Annotated in this window: 27 protein-coding genes; 10 read left to right on the plus strand and 17 right to left on the minus strand. The window is 70.0% G+C overall.

The genetic code is table 11. The features are described 5' to 3' along the window. Window positions 1-97 precede the first annotated feature (97 nt). The 5 genes from KILIM_RS10245 to ychF all read right to left on the minus strand — a co-directional run bounded on the left by KILIM_RS10245 (window position 98) and on the right by ychF (window position 3,631). Entirely contained in the window at window positions 98-868 is a 771-nt protein-coding gene (locus KILIM_RS10245; RefSeq protein WP_006592599.1) for a VOC family protein, read from the minus strand. A 159-nt stretch (window positions 869-1,027) separates the two neighbouring features. After that, complete coding sequence (locus KILIM_RS10250; protein WP_006592600.1) at window positions 1,028-1,786, minus strand: DinB family protein; 759 nt, start codon at window positions 1,784-1,786, stop codon at window positions 1,028-1,030. Between the two features lie 60 nt (window positions 1,787-1,846). Continuing rightward, entirely contained in the window at window positions 1,847-2,242 is a 396-nt protein-coding gene (locus tag KILIM_RS10255) for a type II toxin-antitoxin system VapC family toxin (RefSeq protein WP_006592601.1), read from the minus strand. Then, a complete protein-coding gene (locus tag KILIM_RS10260; RefSeq protein ID WP_006592602.1) occupies window positions 2,239-2,496 on the minus strand; it encodes a hypothetical protein in 258 nt (85 codons plus the stop codon). Before KILIM_RS10260 ends, KILIM_RS10255 begins: the two co-directional genes overlap by 4 nt. A 55-nt stretch (window positions 2,497-2,551) precedes the next feature. Beyond that, entirely contained in the window at window positions 2,552-3,631 is a 1,080-nt protein-coding gene (ychF, locus tag KILIM_RS10265) for a redox-regulated ATPase YchF (protein ID WP_006592603.1), read from the minus strand. A gap of 85 nt (window positions 3,632-3,716) precedes the next feature. On the opposite strand from ychF, the gene KILIM_RS10270 reads away from it, so the two are divergent. Next, on the plus strand, window positions 3,717-4,370 hold the full coding sequence (locus KILIM_RS10270; protein ID WP_006592604.1) for a histidine phosphatase family protein: 654 nt from the start codon (window positions 3,717-3,719) through the stop codon (window positions 4,368-4,370). A 34-nt stretch (window positions 4,371-4,404) separates the two neighbouring features. On the opposite strand, the gene KILIM_RS10275 is transcribed toward KILIM_RS10270, so the two are convergent. After that, on the minus strand, window positions 4,405-5,238 hold the full coding sequence (locus KILIM_RS10275; protein ID WP_006592605.1) for a thioesterase family protein: 834 nt from the start codon (window positions 5,236-5,238) through the stop codon (window positions 4,405-4,407). A gap of 81 nt (window positions 5,239-5,319) precedes the next feature. Between KILIM_RS10275 and KILIM_RS10280 the strand changes: the two genes are divergently transcribed. Beyond that, the gene (locus KILIM_RS10280; RefSeq protein ID WP_006592606.1) at window positions 5,320-6,570 is read left to right on the plus strand and encodes a DNA recombination protein RmuC; all 1,251 of its coding nucleotides are present in this window, start codon (window positions 5,320-5,322) and stop codon (window positions 6,568-6,570) included. A 59-nt stretch (window positions 6,571-6,629) separates the two neighbouring features. Here KILIM_RS10280 and KILIM_RS10285 read toward each other — a convergent pair whose 3' ends face one another. The 3 genes from KILIM_RS10285 to KILIM_RS10295 all read right to left on the minus strand — a co-directional run bounded on the left by KILIM_RS10285 (window position 6,630) and on the right by KILIM_RS10295 (window position 9,185). After that, a complete protein-coding gene (locus KILIM_RS10285; RefSeq protein WP_006592607.1) occupies window positions 6,630-7,106 on the minus strand; it encodes an NAD(P)H-dependent oxidoreductase in 477 nt (158 codons plus the stop codon). 203 nt (window positions 7,107-7,309) lie between these two features. Further along, complete coding sequence (locus tag KILIM_RS10290; RefSeq protein ID WP_006592608.1) at window positions 7,310-8,311, minus strand: 4-hydroxy-3-methylbut-2-enyl diphosphate reductase; 1,002 nt, start codon at window positions 8,309-8,311, stop codon at window positions 7,310-7,312. 58 nt (window positions 8,312-8,369) lie between these two features. Continuing rightward, on the minus strand, window positions 8,370-9,185 hold the full coding sequence (locus KILIM_RS10295; RefSeq protein WP_006592609.1) for a MerR family transcriptional regulator: 816 nt from the start codon (window positions 9,183-9,185) through the stop codon (window positions 8,370-8,372). 91 nt (window positions 9,186-9,276) lie between these two features. On the opposite strand from KILIM_RS10295, the gene KILIM_RS10300 reads away from it, so the two are divergent. From KILIM_RS10300 to KILIM_RS10310, 3 genes are all read left to right on the plus strand, one after another. Continuing rightward, a complete protein-coding gene (locus KILIM_RS10300) occupies window positions 9,277-9,819 on the plus strand; it encodes a GNAT family N-acetyltransferase (protein WP_157551632.1) in 543 nt (180 codons plus the stop codon). 100 nt (window positions 9,820-9,919) lie between these two features. After that, complete coding sequence (xseA, locus tag KILIM_RS10305) at window positions 9,920-11,365, plus strand: exodeoxyribonuclease VII large subunit (protein WP_083876062.1); 1,446 nt, start codon at window positions 9,920-9,922, stop codon at window positions 11,363-11,365. 4 nt (window positions 11,366-11,369) lie between these two features. Continuing rightward, entirely contained in the window at window positions 11,370-11,654 is a 285-nt protein-coding gene (locus tag KILIM_RS10310) for an exodeoxyribonuclease VII small subunit (protein ID WP_006592612.1), read from the plus strand. Window positions 11,655-11,682: 28 nt separating this feature from the next. Here the strand turns inward: KILIM_RS10310 and KILIM_RS10315 are convergent, their stop codons facing one another. Further along, on the minus strand, window positions 11,683-13,476 hold the full coding sequence (locus KILIM_RS10315) for an NAD(P)/FAD-dependent oxidoreductase (protein ID WP_006592613.1): 1,794 nt from the start codon (window positions 13,474-13,476) through the stop codon (window positions 11,683-11,685). Between the two features lie 102 nt (window positions 13,477-13,578). After that, window positions 13,579-14,277, minus strand: coding sequence for a DUF4245 family protein (locus tag KILIM_RS10320; RefSeq protein ID WP_006592614.1), 699 nt, complete (start codon window positions 14,275-14,277; stop codon window positions 13,579-13,581). A 146-nt stretch (window positions 14,278-14,423) separates the two neighbouring features. On the opposite strand from KILIM_RS10320, the gene KILIM_RS10325 reads away from it, so the two are divergent. From KILIM_RS10325 to KILIM_RS10340, 4 genes are all read left to right on the plus strand, one after another. Beyond that, window positions 14,424-15,338, plus strand: coding sequence for a carbohydrate kinase family protein (locus KILIM_RS10325; protein WP_040562954.1), 915 nt, complete (start codon window positions 14,424-14,426; stop codon window positions 15,336-15,338). Between the two features lie 160 nt (window positions 15,339-15,498). Next, a complete protein-coding gene (locus KILIM_RS10330; RefSeq protein ID WP_006592616.1) occupies window positions 15,499-17,214 on the plus strand; it encodes a fumarate hydratase in 1,716 nt (571 codons plus the stop codon). Next, complete coding sequence (locus KILIM_RS10335; RefSeq protein WP_006592617.1) at window positions 17,211-17,897, plus strand: carbonic anhydrase; 687 nt, start codon at window positions 17,211-17,213, stop codon at window positions 17,895-17,897. The genes KILIM_RS10330 and KILIM_RS10335 overlap by 4 nt, the downstream gene beginning before the upstream one ends. A 127-nt stretch (window positions 17,898-18,024) precedes the next feature. Beyond that, complete coding sequence (locus tag KILIM_RS10340) at window positions 18,025-18,756, plus strand: carbonic anhydrase (protein ID WP_006592618.1); 732 nt, start codon at window positions 18,025-18,027, stop codon at window positions 18,754-18,756. A gap of 103 nt (window positions 18,757-18,859) precedes the next feature. Here KILIM_RS10340 and glmM read toward each other — a convergent pair whose 3' ends face one another. The 3 genes from glmM to rplM form a co-directional block, all read right to left on the minus strand. Beyond that, on the minus strand, window positions 18,860-20,206 hold the full coding sequence (gene glmM, locus KILIM_RS10345) for a phosphoglucosamine mutase (RefSeq protein ID WP_040562927.1): 1,347 nt from the start codon (window positions 20,204-20,206) through the stop codon (window positions 18,860-18,862). Window positions 20,207-20,348: 142 nt separating this feature from the next. After that, window positions 20,349-20,849 carry a 30S ribosomal protein S9 gene (gene rpsI, locus KILIM_RS10350; RefSeq protein WP_006592620.1) on the minus strand — a complete coding sequence of 167 codons (501 nt, stop codon included), beginning with the start codon at window positions 20,847-20,849 and terminating at the stop codon, window positions 20,349-20,351. 63 nt (window positions 20,850-20,912) lie between these two features. Continuing rightward, complete coding sequence (gene rplM, locus KILIM_RS10355; RefSeq protein WP_006592621.1) at window positions 20,913-21,356, minus strand: 50S ribosomal protein L13; 444 nt, start codon at window positions 21,354-21,356, stop codon at window positions 20,913-20,915. Window positions 21,357-21,605: 249 nt separating this feature from the next. Between rplM and KILIM_RS10360 the strand changes: the two genes are divergently transcribed. After that, on the plus strand, window positions 21,606-22,220 hold the full coding sequence (locus KILIM_RS10360) for a winged helix-turn-helix domain-containing protein (RefSeq protein ID WP_006592622.1): 615 nt from the start codon (window positions 21,606-21,608) through the stop codon (window positions 22,218-22,220). 534 nt (window positions 22,221-22,754) lie between these two features. Here KILIM_RS10360 and truA read toward each other — a convergent pair. From truA to rplQ, 3 genes are all read right to left on the minus strand, one after another. Beyond that, window positions 22,755-23,615 carry a tRNA pseudouridine(38-40) synthase TruA gene (gene truA / locus KILIM_RS10365; RefSeq protein ID WP_040562959.1) on the minus strand — a complete coding sequence of 287 codons (861 nt, stop codon included), beginning with the start codon at window positions 23,613-23,615 and terminating at the stop codon, window positions 22,755-22,757. A gap of 73 nt (window positions 23,616-23,688) precedes the next feature. After that, window positions 23,689-24,750 (minus strand): serine hydrolase, encoded by a 1,062-nt coding sequence (locus KILIM_RS10370; protein WP_006592624.1) that lies wholly within the window; start codon window positions 24,748-24,750, stop codon window positions 23,689-23,691. Window positions 24,751-24,998: 248 nt separating this feature from the next. Continuing rightward, window positions 24,999-25,544 carry a 50S ribosomal protein L17 gene (gene rplQ / locus KILIM_RS10375; RefSeq protein WP_006592625.1) on the minus strand — a complete coding sequence of 182 codons (546 nt, stop codon included), beginning with the start codon at window positions 25,542-25,544 and terminating at the stop codon, window positions 24,999-25,001. Window positions 25,545-25,610 lie beyond the last annotated feature (66 nt).

Consider the following 25,610-nt stretch of genomic DNA (forward strand, 5'->3'; position numbering starts at 1 on the left):
TGAATCGCTTGGGCATCGCTGAAGAGCCCAAGCCTCGAGGCTCGTCACACCCACTCCTGCCCTTCCGACGTGTTGCCGGACCCCCCTCGGCAGGGGTTCAGTTGCGCGGCGGCTGGATGATCTGGAAGGCCCCGCCGAGGGAGTCCGCGACGGTCGCCACGCGCCCGAACGGTGAGTCCATCGGCCCGTCGAGCAGCGATCCGCCCAACTCCTGGATCCGAGCGACCGTGGCGTCGGTGTCGTCGACCGCGAAGTACGCCCGCCAGAACGAGGGCGCCTCGTCGGGCAGCCAGGCGTTGGCCTCGCAGAGGCCGGCGGTCGCACCGTCGCCCGAGTGGTTGGTGGCGTAGCGAATCTCGCCTTCCATGAGGGCGTTCTCCCAGCCGAGCACGGCGGCGTAGAAGGCGGCGTCGGCGTCGAAGTCCTTGGTCAGCGTCTCGAACCAGGTCGGGGTGCCGGGGCGGCCACCGATGTCGAACCCGTCGAAGCTGCCCGACTCCCACAGACCGAAGGCCGCCCCCGACGGGGCCGCGACGATCGCCATCCGGCCCATGTCACCGATGTCCATCGGCGGGACGAAGACCGTCCCCCCGTTCGCACCGACGGCCTCGAGGGTGGCGTCGACATCGTTCACCTTGAGGTAGACGGTCCACCAGACCGGCATGCTCTCGTCGACTTCGCCGTCGGCGTTCATATTCAGCCCGAGCCCGCCCACCGGCACCCCGGCGTCGATCATCTCGTAGCCGCCGAAGTCGGGGCCGGTGGAGGTGAAGTTCCAACCGAAGAGCTCGCGATAGAAGTCCCGGGAGGTCTCTTGGTCGGTGGTGCCGAGGTCGATCCAGACGGGGGAACCGGGTGCGATGGCCATGGGAATGCCCTTTCGTGTGCAGTCACTGCCCGCAGGGCGGGCGGGGGGCAACGCGACGGTGAGTCAGGCGATGTCAGGTAGCAGTCGCAGAGTAGGCCACGAACGATCAGGCTCGGCTGGCAGTGATCCGCTCGCCGAGGACCGCCGCGGGCGACCTACTCACTCGACGCGTGCCTGTGACTCGGTCTGTGCCAGGATCGCCAGGTCGCGGCGGATATAGCGCAAGTGAGCCCACTCCTCTTCCAGGATGACCCGGAGGCAGTCTCCGACGGTAGGCCGCCAGTCGTCGCCGCCCCAGGGGTTGCTGCGCTCCTCGTTCAGCGTCTCGGGGCGCACGTCGGCAAGGAAGTCGGTGACCATCTGCTGCCGCTGCTCGCGAACCGCGAGCACCTCCTCGAAGCCGGGCGGCTCGTCACGGAAGATCGACATGTCGAAGCCCATCTGCGCCGCACCCGTGAAGATCAGGCCGATCTCGTGGAACGGCTGCTGCTCCTCCTGGATTCCGCCACGCAGCCAGGCGTCGGTGGCCAGGATGAGGTGGCGCTGCGTCTGGGCCAGCGACCACTCGTCCTCGACGTGCGCGTCCACCTGCTCGCGCGGCGTTTGCGAGACCGTCTCTTCCCACGCGGCCTGGACTGCCTGCCAGCCCTCGCGCAACCCCTCCGGGGTTTGCGCCTTCTGCAGTTCGCGGCCGGGAAACTGGCGGTTGAGTTCGGCATCCACAAGCGGCACCACGTCGACGCCGTTGACCAGCAGCGTGCCGAAAAACAGGTCGTGACCGTCGATGTCCAGCCCGTCGAGGTCCATGCCACGCATGGTGACTCCGCTGACATCGGAGAAGCGCAGCGTGGCGCCCTTGAAGCTGGTTCGAAGGAACGTCGCGCCCTCGAACTCGTCGGTTCCCTGGTAACTACCCATGCCCGAGTATCCCGCCAGGTGACGTGAGCGTCGACTCGTGAATCGATCGACAGACGCCGGTCAGCGGGGAGCCAACACCTCGAGACCGGACTTTCGGGCGGCTTCAGTTAGCCGGTCGTCATAGGTGATCATGGCGTCGACGCCGACGATCAGCGCTGTCGCCAGGTGGATCGCATCCAACGAGCGCAGTTGCGGCCCAACGACGCTGCGTGCTCGCGTGATGACGCGCTCGTCGATCGCGCGCAACGAGACCCCCGACATCGCCGATTCCTGGTCGTCCTCACCGAGCCCAGCACGCAGACAGCTGCGGGCGACCTCGACATCGGCAAGATCGCTGGCGATCCAGCGGTTGCCGTCGGCCCGGTCTTGGGTCAGCCAGGAGCGCAAGCCCCCGCTCTCGGACTCTTCGACGACGCGTTTGAGCAGTGCCGACGAGTCGATGTAAGCCAACCTCACAGGCGGTCCTCGCGGTCGAGGAGGTCTCGCGTCGTCCTGCCATCAGAGAGCCTCACCAGCTTCGTCGCTGGGCGAAACGGGGTCCGCGGCGGACGAATCGCGGGGTCTTCCAGCCGTGGGTCACCGCCGGTGTCGAGCCCGAAGCTACGGGTGAGGGCGTCGATGATGACGTCGTGCTGAGAAAGCCCCGACGCGGCGGCGCGGCGGCGCAACTCGATCTCGATGTGCTCCGGGAGTCGCAGCGTGCGCGCCATGGCTTGATGGTATCAGTGGTATCTGCCAACGGTCACCGTCGCCTTGCCGGAAACGCTAGACGTTAAACCTGAACTCGACGACGTCTCCGTCGGCCATGACGTAGTCCTTGCCCTCCATGCGGACCTTGCCGGCGGCCTTGGCGGCGGCCATGGACCCGGCGGCGACGAGGTCGTCGAAGGAGACGATCTCGGCCTTGATGAAGCCCTTCTGGAAGTCGGTGTGGATGACGCCGGCGGCCTGGGGAGCGGTCCAGCCCCGGCGGATCGTCCAGGCGCGCGACTCCTTGGGCCCGGCGGTGAGGTAGGTCTGCAGGCCCAGGGTGCGGAAACCCTTGTGCGCCAGCTGCTCCAGGCCTGGCTCGGTCACCCCCACCGACTCGAGCAGCTCGGCGGCCTCCGCGTCGTCCAGTTCGGCGAGGTCCATCTCGAGTTTGGCGTTGAGGAAGATCGCCTCGGCGGGCGCGACGAGCGCCTGCAACTCGGCCTGCAGCGCCTCGTCCGTCAACTGGTCCTCGTCGACGTTGAAGACGTAGAGGAACGGCTTGGTCGTCATGAGCCCGAGCTCGCGGATCGCCTCGAGATCGATGCCGTCACCCTTGGCGAAGAGCGTGTCACCGGCCTCCAGGACGGCATTGGCCGCGACGGCCGCGTCGAGCACGGCCTTGTCGACCTTCTTGCCCTTGACCTCCTTCTCCAACCGCGGGATCGCCCGCTCCAGGGTCTGCAGGTCGGCCAGGATCAGCTCGGTGTTGATCGTCTCCATGTCGCCGCGCGGGTCGACCTTGCCGTCGACGTGCGTCACATCGTCGTCGACGAAGACCCGGATGACCTGGCAGATCGCGTCGGCCTCACGGATGTTCGCGAGGAACTTGTTGCCCAGGCCCTCACCGGTGGAGGCGCCGCGGACGATCCCGGCGATATCGACGAACGAGACCGTGGCGGGCAGGATCTTCTCACTGCCGAAGATCCCGGCAAGCGTCTTCAAGCGCGGGTCCGGCAGGGGCACCACCCCGACATTCGGCTCGATCGTCGCGAACGGGTAGTTCGCCGCGAGCACGTTGTTTTTGGTCAGGGCGTTGAACATGGTCGACTTGCCGACGTTGGGCAGACCGACGATTCCGATAGTGAGGGCCACGAGGACAGGAGTCTAGTGGCCGTCGCCCACAGCCGAGACCCCGCTGCGATCCTCCCCGGCATCACCTCGGGCGTACGGTGAGGCGGTGATCACCGACCCGTTGCCTGATCGGCCTGCACCGGACAATCCGTCCGGCAAGCTCGTACTCCTGCGGCACGGGGAGACGGAGTGGTCGAAGTCCGGCCAGCACACCGGCCGCACCGACATCCCCCTCACTGCGCGCGGTGAGGAGTTGGCGCGGCACGCCGGCTCGCTCGTCGGCTGCTACGACTTCTCCCTCGTGCTCAGTTCGCCGTTGGAGCGGGCCCGGCGGACAGCCGAACTCGCCGGCCTGTCCCCACAGATCGATCCGCTGCTCGTCGAGTGGGACTACGGCGGCTACGAGGGCCGCACGACTAAGGACATCCGCGCCGAGCTCGGCTACAACTGGACCGCGTTCACCCACGGCGTGATCCGCGGACAGACCCCGGGCGAGACGGTCGAAGAGGTCGCCGCACGCGCCTCACGGGTGTTAACGCGGGTCCTACCCGCCATGGTCGACGGCGATGTCGCCCTCGTCGCCCACGGCCACTACCTGCGGATTCTCGCCTCGGTCTTCCTTCGGCTCGCCCCGCGATTCGGAGCGGCGCTTACCCTCGACGCGGGGTCGGTCAGCGTTCTGGGCTTCTACCGCGAGGAGCCCGCGATCCTCGTGTGGAACCAGGGCCCGGAGCTGCCCATCGTGCCGTCGGAGTCCTGACCGAACGCAGGGCCCAAGAGCCGCCGAAGGTGGGTCACGTCGGCGTCCGCACCGCGGCGAGCTGCCTCGATTGGACTACGAGGCGACCCGTGGAGTCCCAGACCCGAGCGTCTTCTTCCATGAGTCCACCGGCCAGCGTATCGCTGGTCAGTTCGACGAACACCCAGCCCGGAGCCGGATGGGCCCGCACGTGGGCGGTCAGCTCCAGGGTGGGCACCCAGCCGCCCAGGCCGAGGTCGAACGCCACCGGAGGCATCGCGTCGACGGCCATGAGCAGCGAGATCGCATCCATGTCCCGACCGTCGGAGAACCGCATCCACCCGCGAATGACGCCGCGACGCGCCGGCTCACCGAATACCCAGCCGACGCACGAGGGGTCGAGTCGCAGCTCGAGTCGGGACATCATCGGCGGCAGCAGATGTTTGGGTGCCAGCTGCGCGTCGAGGCACTCCCCCGGAGGCGGGACGTCGGGCATGGCCGGGGCTCGCGCGACATCGCTCGCCGCACCCAGGTCACCGAACGTCGCCAGCGCCCGCACGCGCTCGATCGGCCCGTCCGGGCCATCCTGGTAGACCGACACCTGCCCGGTGCTCATCGAGCGCCCGACACTGGCGACCTGCGGAAACACCCGCACATCGCCGGGCCGAGTCGCCGAGAGAAAGTAGGCGCTCAACGCCAACGGATCGGGATGGGAGACGGAGCCGGCACCCTCTGACCGCGCCAGTTCGTCGCGGAGCGCCGTCGCGGCCACCGACATCACCACGCCGCCGTTGATGGCGTCGATGATGTTCCACCCCGCGTCGAGGTACCCCAGTCGCCCGCCGTCCGCCTGCGCCCGCAGCGCCATCGCCTCGTCGAATGCACTCACGAGGTCGTCCCTATCACGGCATCACCGCAGGTCGGCGTGGCGGCACCGAATCTTGTCGTAGGTCGATGCGAGCGTTGCCTCATGACCCCGATCGTGACTTTCGTCGGTGCGCTGATCATCGGCGCGACCCTCGGCATCTTGTTGACCTGGCTCGTCGTGCGGGCCGGGTACGCGGCCCGCCTGGCCGCCGCCGACGCCGAGCGCGAGGGGCTCAAGGAGCGCCTGCAGGACCTCACCGACCGGGTGGCCCACGAAGACGAGGCGGCGATGGCGCTCGCGCCGCTGACTTCGGCGCTGGCCCGGGTCGAGCGACAGGTAGGCGTGTTGGAGCGCGATCGCGCCGAGCAGTTCGGTGTGCTCGGTGAGCGCCTCGGCGAGGTCAACGCCTCGACCCGCGCCTTGCGCGAGCAGACGGCCACGCTGGCCGGATCGCTCAACGCCTCGAGCGTCCGCGGCCTGTGGGGGGAGACTCAACTGCGCCGGGTGTTGGAGCACTCCGGGATGCTGGCCCGCTGCGACTTCGAGGAGCAGGTGCGCGCCGTTAGTCGCCACGAGGCGCAGGTCAGACCGGATGTCGTTGTCCGGCTACCGGGTGAGAAAGTGCTGGTCATCGACGCCAAGGCGCCGCTGTCGGCATTTCTCGACGCCCAACGGCCGGACCTGTCCCCGGCCGACCGGCAGGCCCGTATGGCGGCCCACGCGAAGGCCTTTCGCCGACACGTCTATGGGCTCGCCGACAAGGACTACTGGTCGGCGTTCGAGACCTCGCCCCGGCTGGTGGTGTGCTTCGTGCCCAACGAGGCGGTGCTGGCCGCTGCGGTCGAGCACGACCCTGAGCTGTTCGAGGCGGCGATGCGCCGGCATGTGGCGATCGCCTCGCCGGCGACCCTGCTGGCGGTGCTGCGCACGAGCGCGCATGCCTGGCAGCAGGACGCGCTGACCAGCAACGCGCGCGAACTGCTGGTGCTCGGTCGGGAGTTGCACGAACGGCTGGCCACCCTCGGGACGCACGTGACGCGGATGGGGTCGAGTCTGCGCCGCAGCGTTGAGACCTACAACGCCATGGTCGGCACGTTGGAGAGTCGCGTGCTCGTCACCTCGCGGAAGTTGCACGAGCTGGACCTGGCCCCCGAGGCCGTGCCCGCTCCCCCGCCCGTCGACCTCCCGACCCGGCCGCTGACCGCGGCCGAGCTCATCGAGAACACCGCGCTTGAGAACACGGCGCTTGAGAACACGGCCCTGGAGGGCTGCGACCTCGAGCGAGATGCCCGACATGTGCGCGACACCGTCACAGACGCCCGGCCACTCGGTCGCCGAGCCGACTCGGCATGACCTGGCGGCACCGAGTGACTCGGGGCGACTCGGGGTGACTCGAGGTGACTCAGGGTGATTCAGGCGGCAACGAGGGTGTCTTCGACCAACCGCTCGACCAGGGCGCCCACCGCGACGAGGTCGACGTGGTCCTCATCGGACAACACCTCATGGACCCGGCCGATACCCGCGGAGCGATCCTCCACGACCGCACCCGCGACGGTCAGCACCTTGACTGCATCCTCCCGCGCCCACTGCGCAGCGCGCGGCGACGGACTCACGCTGAGCACCGCAGTCGGGAGCCCGTCGATCGGGGCGTTCCCCCGGGGACGCGACGCCCAGTCGATGGCGTTCTTCAAGGCACCCGGCAGTGACCCGTTGTACTCCGGAGTCACCACGAGCACCGCGTTCGCCGCGGCCACCTCGCTCCGGAACGCCGCAACAGCGGTCGGCAGCAACTCTGGCCGGTCGAGGTCGTCGTCGTAATGCGGCAACTGCCGCGCAGCGTCGCTGATGATGAGACCGATTGGGCACGTCGACTCGGGCTCGACCAGCACTCCGACTTACGACGGACGCTGACCGCCATCATCGAGCAGACCGCCAGCGAGTGCCGCTGACAAGCCCCCGAAGAGAGCGTCTTGACGGTTGCGGTCGCCGCCCAGGTTGCTGCCCCGACCGCAACCCTGGGCAGGGAGCCCAACAGTCGAAGCCCAGCCGCGGCCGGCTGTCGCCGCCGAAGTCCGAGGGCGGCCGCAGCTGGTCAGTGCAGGTGCGTGGCGGCGTCGTGGCGCACGGTCTTGGCGGCGATGCCGGCGGCCTTCAGGTCGCGCCGCAGCTCGTTCGGCAGGGCGAACAGCAGGCTCTCCTCGGCGGCGATGACCGGCTCGACATCGTCGTACCCGCGCTCGGACAGCCAGTCCAGCACGTCGCGCACGAGCACCTCGGGCACCGATGCCCCGCTTGTGACGCCGACCGTCGCGACGCCGTCGAGCCAGGCCTCGTCGATCTCCTCGGCGTAGTCGACCAGGTGTCCGTCCCGGGCGCCGTGTTCGAGGGCGACCTCGACGAGCCGCACGGAGTTGGAGGAGTTGCGCGAGCCGACGACGATCATGAGGTCGGTCTTGGGCGCCATCGCCTTGACGGCGAGTTGCCGGTTCTGGGTGGCGTAGCAGATGTCGTCGCTCGGGGGGCTCTCCAGCTTGGGGAAGCGTTCGCGAAGGCGCGCGACCGTCGCCATCGTCTCGTCCACCGACAGCGTGGTCTGGGAGAGCCACACGACCTTCTCCGGGTCGCGGACCTGCACGTTGTCGACGTCGTCGGGGCCGTCGACGATCGTGATGTGGTCGGGCGCCTCGCCCGAGGTTCCGACGACCTCTTCGTGGCCCTCGTGGCCGATGAGCAGGATGTCGTAGGCGTCGTCGGCGAAGCGCACGGCCTCGCGGTGCACCTTGGTGACCAGCGGGCACGTCGCGTCGATCGACTTCAGCGAGCGCGCCTTGGCCTCTTCGTGCACCACCGGTGCGACACCGTGCGCGGAGAACACGACGGTGGCGCCCTCGGGAACCTCGTCGGTCTCCTCGACGAAGATCGCGCCGCGCTTCTCCAGCGTGGAAACGACGTGCTTGTTGTGCACGATCTGCTTGCGGACGTACACCGGCGGACCATAGAGCTCCAGCGCCTTCTCGACGGTGACGACAGCCCGGTCGACCCCGGCGCAGTAGCCGCGCGGGGCCGCGAGCAGGACCTTTTTCTCGACAGTCACCCCGCCATCCTAGGGAGCCCGCCTGGACGCGCCATCCACGCGCACTGTGCGGGTCACGTCACGCACCGGGCGAGGCGCAGTCCGGTGGCAGGGGCCGCACCCCCGCCTGCAGAGTGACGGCGCCGTCGGCGGCGACGAGCTGTCGGTAGACGCCGTAGCTGTGCAGGCCCACAGTCTCCAGGTGAGAGTCGATGACGACCCAGGCGTCGGACACATCCGAGGGGCGCTCGACGAAGTGCACGGAAACCCCGTCCTCGACACCAGCGATGGTGATTGGGGCAACGATTGCGTCGCGAGTGCCCTCTGCGGTCTCACCCGAGTGCGCGAAACCCACGGTGACGGTGATCTGGTCGTCGTCGGTCCCATCGAAGACGAGCGCGAGCGCGGCGGCCCCTTCGATGTCGCCACCGAGCCGTTCGCGCAGTTGCGTCACGGCAGCGGGGATGTCCGTCTCGTCACGGACGCTGGCTTGCAGCCCGCGCAGGCTCAGGGAGGGTAGGGATTGACGGGTGATGTTCATGGCTACCTCACGGGCTCTCGTCTCCAGGGTGTCCAGCCGGTGCCGGACTCGGGTCAGACGTACTGTGGCCTCGTCGATCTGCTGCACCAGGTCACGCTCCTGCGCGCGCAGCACCGACTCCAACCCGCCGCGTCCGAGCGCGGGATCGAGGAGCACCCGGATGTCCTCGAGCCCGAAGCCCGAATCGCGCAGGGTCGCGACGGCGTTGACGCGACCGACCTGGGTCGGCTCGTAGCGGCGATACCCCGTCGCGGGGTCGGTGCGGGCAGGCTCGATGAGCCCTTGTTGCTCCCAGTGCCGCAGCATTCGCCGCGATACCCCGGTGCGGTGTGCGATTTCTCCGATGCTCAACATGTCAGCTCCCACGACAGGCCATCCCACAGTGTGAAGGTCAAGCGGCGCGGTGCCGGTAAAGGGCACGCCCTGCGGTGCGTACGGTGGGAGGGTGTCGAGTTCGCTCTTGCCCATCACCACCGAGCGGCTGCGGCTGCGCGCCCACACGGCGGCCGACGCCGGCTGGCTGCAGCGCGTGTACGGGCGCCCGGATGTCGCGCTCTACCTGCTGGACGAGCCGTGGACTGCCGAGCTGGCAGCCGTCAAGGTGAGCGAGCGCATCGCGCGCGTCGATCTGGACGGGGAATCCCGCGGGCTGGCTCTCGCAGTGGAACGTGACGGTGAGGCGATCGGCGATGTCGTGCTGTGGCGCACGGGGCCTGATGCGCGCCTGGCCGAAATCGGCTGGGTGCTCGACCCGGCGCACGGCGGTCACGGCTACGCCCGCGAGGCTGTCTCGGCCCTGCTGACGCTCGCGTTCGAGCACTACGGACTGCACCGGGTCGCCGCTCAAATGGACGCCCGCAACACCGCCTCCGCACGCCTCGCGGAGGCGGTCGGGATGCGCCGTGAGGCACACTTGCGGGCCAACTGGTGGAGCAAGGGTGAATGGACCGACACCCTGATCTTCGGCGCCCTGCTCACCGATCGCTGATTGTCGAACAGCAGGGCCAGCACGAGCGCCGGAGCAGCGACGCGCCGATGCGGACGGCGGCGGGGCGGCGTTGTCGGTGCTCTGTTGAATACTGGCGCGCGTGACTCAACCAGCCCGAGCGCCTCTGCCGGAGAGGGCGGCCGACACCACGGCGGAGCAGCCGTGGCCGGTGCGGCTGCTCTCGGCCAAGATGGGCGAGTACATCGCCAAGATGTCGGCCGTGTGGGTCGAGGGGCAGATCGTCGAGCTCAACCATCGCGGTGCGGCGCAGTACTGCTACCTGACGCTGCGAGACCCCGACGCCGACGTGTCGCTGTCCGTGTCGATGCCGGTGCGGGCCTTCGACGTGGCCGGCATGCCGATGAGCCAAGGCGCGCGGGTCGTCGCGCACATCAAGCCGGGCTTCTGGCCCAAGCGCGGCACCCTGCAGATGGAGGGTCGGGCGATCCGGCCCGTCGGCGAGGGTGAACTGCTCGCCCGGCTGGAACAGCTCAAACGCATCCTTGCCGCCGAGGGCCTGTTCGCGGCCGAGCGCAAACGCCGCCTGCCGTTCCTGCCCGGCTGCGTCGGGCTCATCTGCGGGCGCAATTCCGCCGCCGAACGGGATGTCGTCGAGAACGCCCGGCGCCGCTGGCCGGCACTGCGGTTCGAGATCCGGCAGGTGCCGGTGCAGGGCACGGATGCGGTGAGCGCGGTCCGCGCAGCGCTGGTCGACCTCGACGCTCAAACGCACGTCGACGTCATCGTCGTGGCCCGCGGCGGCGGCTCCTTCGAAGACCTGTTGCCGTTCAGCAACGAGGCGCTGATCCGCGCGGTCGCCGACGCCCGCACTCCGGTTGTCAGCGCCATCGGCCACGACATCGACACTCCCCTGCTCGACTTCGTCGCCGACCTGCGCGCCTCCACCCCGACCGACGCGGCCAAGCGCATCGTGCCCGACGCGGCCTCCGAGCTGGCCGGCCTCGACCGTGCCCGCGGCCGCATCCGCGCCGCCCAACAGCGCCGACTACACGGGGAAGCCGACCGGTTACGCACGCTGCGTTCCCGCCCAGTGCTGGCCTCCCCCGCCGCGATGATCGAGCCGCACCTGCGGCAGATCCAGGCCCTGCGGCTGCGCGCGCGACAAGTCGTGAGCGCCCGCGTCGACCGCGGCGCCGACGAGATCGTGCACCTGCGCGCCCGCGCCCGCGCCTTGTCGCCCCAGTCGACCCTGGACCGCGGCTACGCGGTTGTTTCGCACGCCGACGGCCGCACGGTCACCGACCGACTGGAGGTCGAGGCGCGAGAAGTGCTGCGGGTGCGGGTCGCCCGCGGCGACTTCGCGGTCACCCCCGTGACAGCCCGCTCCGGCGAGCCGGAGCCGAGCAGCACCCAGGCAGCAAAGACCGCTACGGCAACCAAGACCACGTCGCGGTCGACCAGGAACAAGAGCACAACGAGCGCCAGGCCCGCCCCGAGAGCCAAAGCGGCCACGCGGGCCAGAACCCCACCGGCCGTCACCGAGAAGTCCACGAAATCCTCCGAGCCCACCGACGCGAAGGCGTGACGACATGACCGACCCCAGCACCGACCGCAGCGAGGCCGAGCTCGCGGCCGTCTCGACCCTCACCTACGAGCAGGCCCGCGACGAACTCGTCGCGATCGTCGCGCGACTGGAGAGCGGCCAACTCGACCTCGAGGCGTCGATGGCCCTGTGGCAGCGCGGCGAGAGTCTGGCCGACCACTGCACCCGCTGGCTCGACGGCGCCCAAGCCCAACTCCAGGGCGAGGCCCCGGACGACGAGCAATCGGCCGGTTCACGGCCACCGGCCGATTCCGACACCGACGAAGGCTGAGACTCAAGGCGCCCTACGACGACGCGGCTCACTCCTTGTGGTGGCTTGGTGCCAACTCGTAGACAGGCGTGTCCAGCCCCTCGAGGCGCGCCTTGAGCTGCAGGGACAGGTAGCGCGAGTAGTGCCGCGCCTGGTGCAGGTTTCCGCCCATGAACCACAGGTTGGGCACCTGCGTCGGCTTCCACATGTTGCGCAGTTCGCCCTCCCAGGGGCCGGGGTCCTTGGGGGTGTCCGAGCCCAGACCCCAGCACTTGCCGACCGCGTCGGCGACGTCCTGGCTGATGAGTTGCGCAGCCCAGCCGTTCATCGACCCGTAGCCGGTGGCGGCCACGACGAGGTCGGCCTCCAGCTCCGTGCCGTCGTCCAGCACGACGCTGCGCGCCCGCAGTTCCTTGACCCGCGCGGGTGACACAAGTTTGATCTCACCCTTGGCGACCAGGTCGGAGGCGCCGATGTCGATGTAGTAGCCGGAGCCGCGGCGCAGGTACTTCAGGAAGAGCCCGGAGTCGTCGGCACCGAAGTCGAGCATGAACCCGGCCTGCTCCAGTGCGTCGTAGAACTCCTGGTCCTGCTCGCGGATGGCGTCGAACGCCGGCCGCTGGAAGTCGGGCAGGATGCGATACGGGATCGAGGCGAAGATGAGGTCCGCGGTGTCGTGATCGACACCGGCCTCGACCGCCTCCTCCGAATACAGCGGGCCTAGCACGTGCTCCATCAGCGAATCGGAGCGCACGATGTGCGTCGTCGATCGCTGCAGCATCGTCACGTCGGCGCCGTTCTCCCAGAGGTCGGCGCAGATGTCGTGGGCGGAGTTGTTCGAGCCGATGACCACCGCCTTCTTGCCGCGGTACCTCTCACCGCCGGGGTGGGCCGAGCTGTGGTGCAGGTCGCCGGTGAAGACGTCGGCACCAGGGATATCGGGCATGTTCGGGATGCCGGACATCCCCGTGGCCAGCACCAGGTGCGTCGGGCGCAGCACCCGCTCCTGCCCTTCGCGTTCGACGGTCACCCGCCACGTGCCAGTCGGCTCGTCGAAGACTGCATCGGTGGCGCTTGTGTTGCTCCAGTAGTCCAACTCCATGATCTTGACGTAGCTCTCGAGCCAGTCACCGATCTTGTCCTTGGGCGAGAACACGGGCCAGTCGTCGGGGAACGGCAGGTACGGCAGGTGGTCGTACCAGACCGGGTCGTGCAGGCACAGCGAGTGGTAGCGGTTGCGCCACTGGTCGCCGGGCCGCGGGTGCTTGTCGATGACGAGGGCCGGCACGCCGAGGCGGCGCAGCCGAGACGCCAGCGAGATGCCGCCCTGCCCGCCCCCGACGATGAGCACGTACGGCTGCTCGTCGAGCCCGAAACTCTCCAGCCGCTTGGTGCGGCGGTCCAGCCAGTTGTCGGCGTTGACGTTGATGCCGTGCTCGGCACCGAGGATGCGGCGCCGCCCGCGCGGCTCGCGGTGCTCGAGCAGCTCCTGCGCGCTGGTCAGGAACGTCCAGCAGCCGCCCTCGCGCAGTCGGGCGATCCCCTTGCCGGTGAAGGTGTCGTTCTCGAAGGTGAACTGCACGGTCGTCACTCCGTCGGCGACCTCGGCCGCGGTGACTGCGATATCGCGCGGCCAGCTACCGGGGTCGACGGCGCCGAGCATGGCAGCGATCGCGTCGCGGCCTTCGGCCGTGTGCAGGTTCCAGGTCATGGCGATCAGATCGCGCCAGTAGCACTCTTGGGCGTCGAACAGATCGGCTACCTGCTGCGCGTCGCCGGAGGTCACGGCTGCGGCGAAGCGGTCGAGCCACTCCCGGGCGACGTGGTGGGCGTCGGTCGTCATCCTCAAACTCCCTTGTTCGATGATGGCGCCGGGTTTCCCCAGCGTTGTCGACCGACCCTAGGTCGCGCCCAGCGCGAGCGGAAGGGCTATCGGCTGGCGCGCTCAGGAGCCGGTGGGCGTGGGTACGCCAACAGTGAGCTCGGCGGCGGGACGCAGGGAAGCGGCGGCCTGCTGCAGGGCCTCGGAGTCGGTGAGGCCGGTGACGACGACGATAGTGCCGTCGATGGTGGCTACATAGCTGGTGCGCACCGGATCGCCGGAGGTCGCGTAGCTCGCCCACTGCCGCCCGGCGATGTCGACCGGCTGCCCCGCAGCGCCGTGCTGCGTGCGGGCCGCGATCCACGCCTGGTCGGTCTGTTCGTCCTTCGCCCCCGCCTGCTCGGTGCCCAGGTAGGCGGATTCGTCCTGGCCGTGGGTCCAGCCGGCGTGCCAGCCGGTCAGCCCCTGCTCGCTGGTCTGCCGCACGCTGGTCGGACGCCAGGGCGCCGGCACCTGCGGCACGAACAACGTGAGGCCGGTCTGGCTGGAGACGTACTGCGCGGACGCCACGACATCGACCGCCGGGCGGTCGATCCGCGAGGGGCGCGGCAGGAGCGCGAGCCACACCGTCACGACCGCGAGCACGACGACCATCGAGAGCACGAGGCTGCGCCAGTTGCCCCGCCCGTGCGCGCGCCGCGGCGGCGGACCCGGACGGGTGGCTGCGGGGGGCTGGCCCGACCCCTCCCCTGCGGGCGGCGTAGAGGCGGGCGCGGACGTCGGGGTCGCGGGAGGCGTCGGATCGGAGGGCGTCGAACTCACGGCCCTATCCTCCCCGACTCGGCTGCATCCCCGCTCCCCGGCCCGACGCACGAATACCGCCCCACCCGCACACCACCCGGCAGCGCCGCGCAGGATCTCGCCGCCTGCCACCCATCCACGTCCGCCGGAGCACTACGGTGTGGGTCATGCACGCGCCCGTGATCGTCGCCGGAGAGGCCCTCATCGACATCGTCGTCTCCCGCACCGGAGAGGCGGAACACGTCGGTGGCAGCCCCGCCAACGTCGCCATCGGTCTGTCCCGCCTCGACCACCCGGCGCAATTGGCCTGCCACATCGGCACCGACGAGCGCGGCCAGCGCATCGAGAAGCACCTGGCGGGCGAGAACGTGGGGCTCTTCCCCGGCAGCACCAACGCCGAGCGCACTCCGACGGCGACCGCGCTCCTGGGCCCCGACGGCGCCGCCACCTATGCCTTCAAGATCACCTGGGAGTTCGATCCGCAGCTCAATGTGCCGGCGGGCGTGCACTTCCACACCGGCTCCATCGCCGCCGTGCTGCAGCCGGGCGGCGACGGGGTACGCGACGTCATCGCGCGCATCCACGACGAATCGACGATCTCCTACGACCCCAACGCCCGGCCGCAGCTCATGGGCCACCCCGAGGACGTGCAGGCCCGCGTCGACGAGTTGGTCTCGCTCAGCGACGTGGTCAAGGCCAGCGACGAAGACATCGAGTGGATCTACCCCGGCGAGCAGCTCGAGGACGTGCTGCACAAGTGGTCGGATCTCGGCGTGTCCGTCGCCGTCGCGACCCGCGGCGGCAAGGGCGCGCTCGTGCTCGTGCAGAACCAGCTGCACTCGGTGAGCCTGCCGGAGGTCGAGGTGGTCGACACCGTCGGCGCCGGCGACTCGTTCATGTCCGGCATCCTGTCGGGCCTGCTCGACGAGGGCCTGCTGGGCGGTCCGGACGCCCGGGAGCGGCTGCGCGCCGCCGACTGGCCCCAGATCCAGCCGTGCGTGGCCCGCGGCCTGGCGTGCGCCGCGATCACCGTGGCCCGCGCCGGCGCCAACCCGCCCCGCCGCGTCGAACTCGCCGACTGACGCCGCCGCACTCCGACGCGTCCCCCAGCCATGAGGCCGACCGTACGGCGTCATCCGCGGACCTACGGCCTGAACGCCCGAATCGTCGCTGGCTAGGCTGAGCCCAGCAACCTCCGGGCCCGCGACGCGAGCCCAGGAGCCGGTGATGAAGGAGCGCGCGATGGCCGAGTTCGCTTACGAAGACCTGCTGCCTCTGGGGCAGGACGAGACCCCGTACCGGTTGTTGACCAGCGAAGGGGTCAGTACGGTGCAGGGTCCCGACGGGATGACGTTCCTGCGGGTCGAACCGGAGGCGCTGCGGCTGCTCACCGAGACCGCGATGCACGACATCGCCCACTACCTGCGCCCCGGCCACCTGGCCCAGCTGCGCAAGATCCTCGATGACCCGCAAGCCAGCGACAACGACAAGTTCGTCGCCCTCGACCTGCTCAAGAACGCCAATATCGCCGCCGGTGGAGTCCTGCCGATGTGTCAGGACACCGGCACGGCGATCGTCATGGGCAAGCGCGGGCAGCACGTGCTCACGCAAGGCACCGACGAGCGGCCGATCAGCGAGGGCGTCTACGACGCCTACACCCGGCTCAACCTGCGCTACTCGCAGATGGCCCCGGTGACCATGTGGGAGGAGAAGAACACCGGCTCCAACCTGCCGGCGCAGATCGAGCTGTACGCCGACACCCTGCCCGGGCACGAGACGACCTACAAGTTCCTCTTCATGGCCAAGGGCGGCGGTAGCGCCAACAAGTCCTTCCTCTTCCAAGAGACCAAGGCGATCCTGTCGCCGAGCCGGATGATGGACTTCCTGCGCGAGAAGATCGCCTCCCTGGGCACCGCCGCCTGCCCGCCGTACCACCTGGCCATCGTCATCGGCGGCACGAGCGCCGAGTTCGCGCTCAAGACCGCCAAGTACGCCTCCGCCCGCTACCTCGACCCGCTGCCCACCAGCGGCGACGCGGCCACCGGTCACGGCTTCCGCGACGTGGAGATGGAGGAGAAGGTCCACGAGTTGACCCGCGAGTTGGGCATCGGAGCCCAGTTCGGCGGCAAGTACTTCTGCCACGACGTGCGGGTCATTCGCCTGCCCCGGCACGGCGCCAGCCTGCCGGTCGCGATCGCCGTCTCCTGCTCGGCCGACCGGCAGGCCCTCGCCAAGATCACCCCCGAGGGTGTGTTCATCGAGCAGTTGGAGACGGACCCGGCCCAGTACCTGCCCGAGACCACGCACGAGAACCTGGGTGAGCACGCCGATGAGGCGGTGGGCGCCGCCTCCACGGGCGCCGGTGGGGTGGTCAAGATCGACCTGACCCGACCGATGCCCGACATTCTCGCGGAGCTGACCAGGCACCCGGTCAAGACGCGCCTGTCGTTGACCGGAACGCTCGTCGTGGCCCGCGATATCGCCCACGCCAAGATCCGCGAGCGGCTCGAGGCCGGCGACGACATGCCGCAGTACCTCAAGGACCACCCGGTCTACTACGCGGGTCCGGCCAAGACACCCCAGGGCATGGCCAGCGGCTCGTTCGGTCCGACGACGGCCGGGCGCATGGACTCCTACGTCGATGAGTTCCAGGCCAAGGGCGGGTCGATGATCATGCTGGCCAAGGGCAACCGCAGCCAGCAGGTCACCGATGCGTGCGCCTCCCACGGTGGCTTCTACCTCGGTTCGATCGGCGGCCCCGCCGCGCGCCTGGCCCAGGACTGCATCACCAAGGTCGAGGTGCTGGAGTACCCCGAGCTGGGCATGGAAGCCGTGTGGAAGATCGAGGTCAAGGACTTCCCGGCATTCATCGTCGTCGATGACAAGGGCAACGACTTCTTCGCCTCCGTCGGCGGCACCCCCGTGGCGCGCACCATCCCGAAACGGCCAGGACTGTGAGCGAGTCCCAGCCCGAGGCCGAGTCCAAGCCCGCGAGCGAGAAACGGCACAAGGCCTCCGCGGTCGAGCAGCGGCCGCAGACGCCGGCGCAGGCCTGGGCGGCGCTGCAGGCCGGCAACGACCGGTTCGTCTCCGGGCACCCCGCCCACCCCAACCAGAGCGTGGAGTACCGCGGCGAACTGGTCGGCGGGCAGGCGCCGTTCGCAACGTTCTTCGGCTGCGCCGACTCCCGGGTGGCCGCGGAGGTGATCTTCGACCAGGGCCTGGGTGACCTCTTCGTCGTGCGCACCGCCGGGCACGTGCTCGGCGCGACAGCCCTCGGCTCCCTGGAGTTCGGCGCGGTCGTGCTCAACATCCCGCTCATCGTGGTGCTCGGGCACGACTCGTGCGGCGCGGTCAAAGCCGCGATGTCGGCCCACGAAACCGGCACGATGCCACCGGGATTCATGCGTGAACTCGTCGAACGGGTCACCCCGAGCGTCATGGCCGCCTACCGCGCCGGGTCCTCTCGCCCCGACGAGGTGGAGGCCGAGCACGTGCGGCACACGGTCAAGCTCATCAGCGAGCGTTCGCAACTGCTCGCCCAGCGCATCGCCTCCGGCCACGTCGGCATCGTCGGACTGACGTACGCCCTGGCCGAAGGGCGCGCGCGGAAGGTGGCCAGCATCGGCGACGTGGAGTGAGGCGTCCGGCCGCCAGCGCAGCTTGGGCAATGCGGGCGGCGGGCCGGGTAGACAGTTCTCAGAACGGGATTCGCGGGGCCGATGGGTAACGGCGTACAGGCCCCGTGAGTCCTAAGGATTTGAGCCCATGTCCTCTTCCTCGTCCGCTGCCGCCCCCCAGACTCCTCGGGAGGCCTTCGACCTGCTGCTGGCGGGCAACCGCCGGTTCGCGGCGAACTCGCAGCACTACCCGAACCAGGGTTCGTGGCGCCGGTCCGCTCTGACGCAGGGGCAGGAGCCGTTCGCGGTCATCTTTTCCTGCGCCGACTCCCGCGTGCCGCCGGAGCTGATCTTCGACCGCGGCCTCGGCGACCTGTTCACCGTGCGCACCGCCGGCCACTCCACGGACCCCGGGGTGGTGGGCACCATCGAGTACGGCGTTGCGGCCTGCCCGACGAAGGTGCTGGCCGTCGTCGGCCACTCCAGCTGTGGGTCGATCGCCGCCGCCATCGAGGCGCGGCAGAGCAACGACTTGCCGAACGGCTTCATCGGTGAGCTGGTGCAGCGGGTGCTGCCCAGCGTCGAGGCCGCCAACCGCTCCGGCCGCACCGAGTTGCACGAGGTCGTCGCCGAGAACGTGCGCCGCACCGTGCGCGAGCTCGTCGAGGTCTCCGACGTCATCGGCGGCAAGATCGACGCCGGCGAGCTGGCGATCGTCGGGTTCGTCTACTCGCTGAGCTCCGGCGAGACCGACATCGTCGACGCGATCGGCGACCTGGGCCGCATCGACCTCGTCGACGTCGTGTCCGTGCAGGCCGAGCGCGCCACGTACGCCGCCGACGCCCTGCGTCAGCGCGTCGCCTCCCCGATGGCCGGCTGACCCAGATCCCTACAGCCGCAGACCCGCTGACCGGAGCATGATCGGTCAGCGGGTCTGTCGCGTCCGGCGGCCTGGCGGCGGCTCAGTGACTGGGAGATCCAGCTCAGAGGGCCAGCTGCTCGCGCACCACGTCGGCCAGGTGGTGGCAGATCGCGCTGGCCTGCTCCGGCGTCTTGGCCTCGACCATGACGCGCACGAGGGGCTCGGTGCCCGACTTGCGCAGCAGCACGCGGCCGGTGTCGGCCAGCTCGGCCTCGGCCCGCGCGACGGCGGCCTGCACAGCCTCATTGCTGTCGGCCGCGTCCTTGTCGACGCCCTTGACGTTCATCATCTTCTGCGGCAGGCGGGTCATCACGGCGGCGAGGTCGCGCAGGCTTTCGCCGGTGGCGACGACGCGGGCAGCGAGCAGGAGCCCCGTGAGGGTGCCGTCGCCGGTGGTGGCGTGCTCGGACAGCACGACGTGCCCGGACTGTTCACCGCCGAGGGAGTAGCCCCCGGCCTTCATGTCTTCGAGCACGTACCGGTCGCCAACTCCGGTCTGGCGCACGGTGATTCCGGCATCCCGCATCGCCAGCAGCATGCCGAGGTTGCTCATGACGGTCGCGACGAGGGTGTCGTGAGCCAGGGTTCCCTGCTCGCGCATCGCCAGGGCGAGGATCGCCATGATCTGGTCGCCGTCGATCGGTGCGCCCGTGTGGTCGACCGCCAGGCAACGATCGGCGTCACCGTCGTGGGCGATGCCCAGATCGGCGCCGCGCTCGACGACGGCCTGCTGCAGCATGCACAGGTGCGTCGAACCGTAGCCGTCGTTGATGTTGAGGCCGTCGGGCTCGGCGCCGATGACCTCCACGCGGGCGCCGGCGCTGCGGAAGGCGCGCGGCGAGACGATGCTGGCGGCACCGTGCGCTGCGTCGATCACGACGTGCAGGTCGTCGAGCCGGTTGGGCAGCGCCGACAGCAGGTGCGCGACATAACGGTCGGCGCCGTCGGTCAGCGGCAGCACCCGGCCGACGTCGGCGCCGGTCGGGCGGTCCCACGCCTCGTCGAGGCGGCCCTCGATGGCGTTCTCGACGGAGTCCTCGAGCTTGTGCCCGCCGCGGGCGAAGAACTTGATGCCGTTGTCGGGCATCGCGTTGTGCGAGGCGGAGAGTACGACGCCCAGGTCGGCGCCCAGTTCGGCGGTGAGAAAAGCGATGGCCGGAGTGGGCAGCACACCGGCGTCGTAGACGTCGACGCCGGCGGAGGCAAGCCCGGCGATGACGGCGGCGGAGAGAAACTCCCCGGAGGCGCGCGGGTCGCGGCCGACGACGGCCCGGGGGCGGTGGCCGACGAAGTCGCCCCGGTCGCCGAGCACGTGGGCTGCGGCGACAGACAGGTCGAGCGCCAGTTCGGCGGTGATGTCTCGGTTGGCAAGTCCGCGCACCCCGTCGGTGCCGAAGAGTCGTGCCATGGTCAGTCCTCGCGTCGGGCGCCACAGGCCGTGACGCGTGCGGTCCATCGGAGATCGGGTTCCCGGAGGGGCCCGGATGCCGCGAAGGCGGCCCGCGCCGCGTGTCGATGCACGTCGGTGCGGGCCGCCTGGCGGTAGCGCGTCAGCGCTTGCTGTACTGCGGCGCCTTGCGGGCCTTCTTCAGACCCGCCTTCTTGCGCTCGGGGACCCGCGCGTCGCGGGTCAGGAAGCCGGCCTTCTTCAGGGCGGGGCGGTTGAGCTCGGAGTCGACCTCGTTGAGGGAGCGGGCGACACCCAGGCGCACGGCCCCGGCCTGCCCGGAGGGGCCACCGCCGTGGACGCGCACGAGCACGTCGTAGGCGCCGTCGAGTTCGAGCACCTTCAGGGGCTCGTTGACGATCTGCTGGTGGACCTTGTTCGGGAAGTACTCCTCGAGCGTGCGCCCGTTGATCTTCCAGTCGCCCGAGCCGGGGACGATGCGCACGCGGGCGATCGCCTGCTTGCGGCGACCGGTGGCTGCGCCCGGCGCGGAGGCGGACGGGCGGCGCACGGCCTCGGTCGTGCCCTGCTCGGATTCGCTGGTGTACTCGGACAGCGCCGGCTCGTTCTCCTCGAGCGTCTCGGCGACGGTGTAATCGCTCACGGTTCTCCTCGTGATGTCAGGTTGCTAGGCGCGGTCGGCGCGGTGTCGGTGGCGGCGCCGCGCTTACTGCGCGACCTGCGAGATCTCGAACGGCTGCGGCTGCTGCGCCTGGTGCGGGTGCTCGGCGCCCGCGTAGATCTTCAGCTTGCTCAGCTGCTGGCGGCCCAGCGAGTTCTTGGGCAGCATGCCGCGGATGGCCTTCTCGACGGCCTTCTCGGGGCTCTTGGCCATGAGCTGGGTGTAGGAGGTCGCCCGCAGACCACCCGGGTAACCGGAGTGGCGGTAGGCCTTCTTCTGCTCCAACTTGGCGCCGGTGAGGGCGACCTTGTCGGCGTTGACGATGATGACGAAGTCACCGGTGTCGACGTGGGGCGCGAAGATCGTCTTGTGCTTGCCGCGCAGCAGCTGAGCCGCCTGCGAGGCGAGGCGGCCGAGCACGACGTCAGTGGCGTCGATGACGTGCCACTTGCGCTCGATCTCGCCCGGCTTGGGGGTGAAGGTACGCACCAGAACCTGCCTTGCTGTCGTCATGAACGGCGCGCACACAGGTGCCGGCGTGCCGTCAGGGATGGGGTGTCGCGGGCCCGCACGACTGCGGTCGGTGGGCACGCAGGGCGTGGCCGCGAACTGTTCTCCAGTCTACCGAGGTGGCGATGACCGGGAAAATCCGCGAGACAAAACTGTGACCTGCACAGACGGCCCGTGAGCCAGGCGACCGGGAGGACCATGCACGCGAAGTGTGCAAAACTATTCTGCATGACGCACCCCGGTGGCCCCGACAACCTCGCCCTTCCGGAGGCACCTCCCGAGCCGTATCCGGTCGACCGTGAGGCCCTGCGCACCCTGGCCCATCCGCTGCGCTCGCGGCTGCTCGCGGAGTTGCGCACGGTCGGCGCCGCCACGGCCAGCGACCTGGCCACCGCTCTCGACACCAACTCCGGCGCCACGTCGTATCACCTGCGCCGTCTGGAGGAGGCCGGCCTCATCCGCGACACCGGCACCGGCACGGGTCGGCGACGCGTCTGGGCGGCCGCCGGCGAGCGGGCCATCGACCTCGACGACCCCGACGAGGACAACGACGCCGCCATCGACTGGCTGGCCCGCGACTACATCCAGCACTTCGCCGGCAAGGCCCAGGCGTGGCTGTCGGCACAGCCGGAGTGGCCACTGTCGTGGCAGGAGGCCTGCGGCCTGGAGGATCACCTCGTGCTCGTCACCGACGAGCAGTTGGAGAGTCTGCAGGCGGAGATCGGTGAGCTGCTCGCGCGCTACCGGCGGGTGGGTGCCGGCAACCCCAGCGCCCGCCGGGTGACGTACTACACGTGCCCCCTGCCGGTCGATCCTCCCCGCCCCCCGCGTCGGCGCGACTGAGCTGCCGATCGGCGAGCCGGGCCGCACCCAAGCCGGTCGCGGAACACACGCCGTTCGGCTGCGCAGAACTAAGTCGGCCGGGAGCCGCGGTGCGCCGTCCCTTGCGCAACCGCAGCCTCCCGGCCGACTGGGCGAGCGCCGTCCCTTGCGCCCACCCCCTCCCGCACATCGTCCCTGGCGATGCCCCGTGACCTTCTCGGGTCACCGTTCCCGGCCCGTGTCCAGCGGGCCGGAGGGTCGTGCGCTCGCGTCAGCGAGCGCCGTTCGCACCCGTCCGGGGGCCGTGTCCCAGGCCCCGTCGCAGACCCAGAGTCTGCTGCGTCTGCGTCTGGTCGTCCGGGCGGCGAAGCTCCTGCGTGCGATTCGACATGTCCATGTCCCCATCCCCTCTATTCATCCGTGACACCGTCTCTGCGACGTTCGCGAACCCGGCGGCCGGTCCCCCTCCCCCGAGGTGGTCTCTCCGGCACCCATCCCATCGACAGGTCGGACGACCGTATGAGTCGGGCGTCCGGTTCATTGACGTGATCCGCATCACACTCGATCCGCTCCGTGGTGGGGGGTGCCTGGGAGGACTCGGATGGCGCGGGCCTGGCGGGCGCGGTCGGCGAGTTGATCGTCCGGGGGGTAGGTGACGCGCTCGAGGCAGAGCCCGTGGGCGGGCATGACGGCGACCGCCGGGTCACGGCGGCCGGCGGTCAGCACGGCCAGGGGCCAGTCGACCTCGCGACGGCCCTCCCCCACCGCGATGACGGCCCCGACGAGCGAGCGCACCATCGAGTGACAGAAGGCGTCGGCGTCGACGAGGCCCTCGATGAGGTCGCCGGTGCGCCGCCACGAGTACCCCAGCAAGGTCCGCACGGTCCCCGCACCCTCGCGCCGCTTGCAGAACGCCGCGAAGTCGCGCAGCCCGAGCAACCGGCCGGCGGCGGCGTCCATGGCCTCGACATTCAAGCCGCGGCGATGCGCGACGACCTCTCGGCGACGGAGCGGGTCCAGCCGGTGCGGGCTGTCGCACAGCAGATAGCGGTAGTGCCGCGACGTCGCGGAGAAGCGCGCGTCGAAGCCCGGCGGCGCGGGCCGGACGGACCGCACGACGATGTCGTCGGGCAGCACCCCGGCCAACCGGATGGGGGCCGCCTGCTGCGGGCTCCGGGTCGAGCGGCCGGGCAGGGCCGCCCAGGCGTGCGGCTCGACATCCACGTGGGCGACCGCCCCCCGCGCATGCACCCCGGCGTCGGTGCGCCCGGCCACCGTGAGCCGCGGTGCGGGGTCGGCCCGCAACACGCGCGCCAGCCCGGCCGTCAACTCCCCCTCGACCGTGCGCCGCCCCGGCTGGGCCGCCCAACCGCTGAAGTCCGTGCCGTCGTAGGCGAAGTCAAGGCGTAGCCGCACCACGCCATTCCACCAGACGGCCTTCAGGGCTACCTGAAGGCGTCATGATCACCGACCCTGCCGCTGTGTCGTGTCAGCGGGTGGGGTACGGCCGGAAGGCGGTGCCGGGACGGTCGAACCAGGCGGGGGCGCCGGCCGGAATCGCGCTGGGCTGCTCGCCGTCGGCGAGTGCGGTGGCGTGCATGGGGGCACTGGCGTTGGTGGCGGTGCCGCCCTGCTCGGAGCCGAGCGCGGTCACCCCGGCGAAGACGACCTCGCTGACGCGGTCGAGCGTGGCGACCCCGGAGCCCATCGAGCGCCCTCGGGTCGACAGCATCGCCATGGTGTAGTCCCGCCCGGAGCCGGAGACGTGGCCGATGCTGTTGATCCGCCACCCGGTGGAGCCGCGCGGCAACCAGCCGTTCTTGACCTGTGCACTCGCCGACGCCGGCACGGAGCCGACCCCCCAGGCCTGCTCCTCGACGACATCACCCATGAGGCCTAGCACGTAGTCACGGTCGGAGTCGCGCGGCAGCGCCTTGCCGTCGAGGATCGCGTCCACCAGCCGCACCTGGTCGGCCGCGGAGGTGCGCGTCAATCCCCACGACCACGAAGTGGCGGTGTGCTTCATGCCGAGCCGCTTGGCGAGCCGATCCAGGGCGGGCTTGCCACCGGCACGGCCCAACAGGGTGGAGGCGGCGGCGTTGTCGCTGACCCTGATCATCTTGCGGGCCAGCGCGCGATCCGAGCTGGTCAACCCGCTGCCGTTGGCGCGGCGGTGGTCGATGACGGCCACGAGAATCATCACCTTGACGATGCTGGCCGTCTCGACGCGCAGCGATCCGTTGTGCGTCACGGTCGTGCCGCTCTTGCGGTCGTGCACGACGACCGACACTTGACCGGCACGCGAACCGAGGGTCGCACGAATCCGGTCAGCCAGGCGTTTGGCCGCGGCCTCGCTATCGCTGGACTCACCGGCAGAGGCGGTGGAGGTCGCAGGATTCAAGGTGCCGACCGGCGCGGCGGCCGCGGCCGGGGCGCCGGTCAGGAGGGCTCCGACGAGAGCGACTGCCCCGATGCCGGCGACAGCACGATATGAGGCGGCAACTCGCCCTGTTGCGGCGCCGCGACGCGGCTCGCCGACACCCTTGACCATTCCTGCTCCTGACCGATCCATCCGGACTTCCCCACAAGCTGCGAGGAATTGTTACCGGATGCGCCCGGGTCCTCGTCCAAGACGGTCGTCCAGACGTATCCGTCAGATTACCGCTCGTCCTTGTACTTATCGACCCCACAAGGGGTGGACTTAAGGGCACAGGCTGATGAAGAAATGCCTGACGCCGCCCGATTCCCAAGGGAATCGGGCGGCGTCAGGATGGATCGGTCAGACCGAACGGGCTAGGTTCAGGCCTTTTCGTCGCCCTCGGCGGGCGCCTCAGCCTCGGCCGGAGCCTCGCTCTCGGCCGCAGCCTCGGGTGCCTCTACCGTCTCTTCCGCAGCCTGCTCCTGCTCCGGCTCGGCGGCCGGGGCGGGCGCGGCGGCGCGCTTGGTGGCGGCCTCGGCCTCCTTGACCGTCGCCTGCTTCGGCGAGAACGGCTCGCGGACGAGCTCGATCACGGCCATGGGGGCGTTGTCGCCCTTGCGCGGGGCGATCTTGGTGATGCGGGTGTAACCGCCCGGACGCTGCGCGACGTCGGGGGCGATCTCGGTGAAGAGGCGGTGTACGACGCCCTTGTCGCGGATCACGGTCATGACCCGGCGGCGCGCGTGCAGGTCACCGCGCTTGGCGAACGTGATGAGCCGCTCGGCGTAGGGGCGCAGGCGCTTGGCCTTGGCCTCCGTCGTCGTGATGCGGTCGTGCTCGAACAAGGCGGTGGCCAGGTTGGCGAGGATGAGCCGCTGGTGAGCCGGGCCGCCACCGAGACGAGGTCCCTTGGTGGGAGTGGGCATGGTGTTCTCCTAGGTTCTCGCAACCGATCCGGCGCCGCAGTCAGCGGGCGGTTCAGTCGCCGGTTC

The sequence above is a fragment of the Kineosphaera limosa NBRC 100340 genome (assembly GCF_000298215.1).
Taxonomy (GTDB): domain Bacteria; phylum Actinomycetota; class Actinomycetes; order Actinomycetales; family Dermatophilaceae; genus Kineosphaera; species Kineosphaera limosa.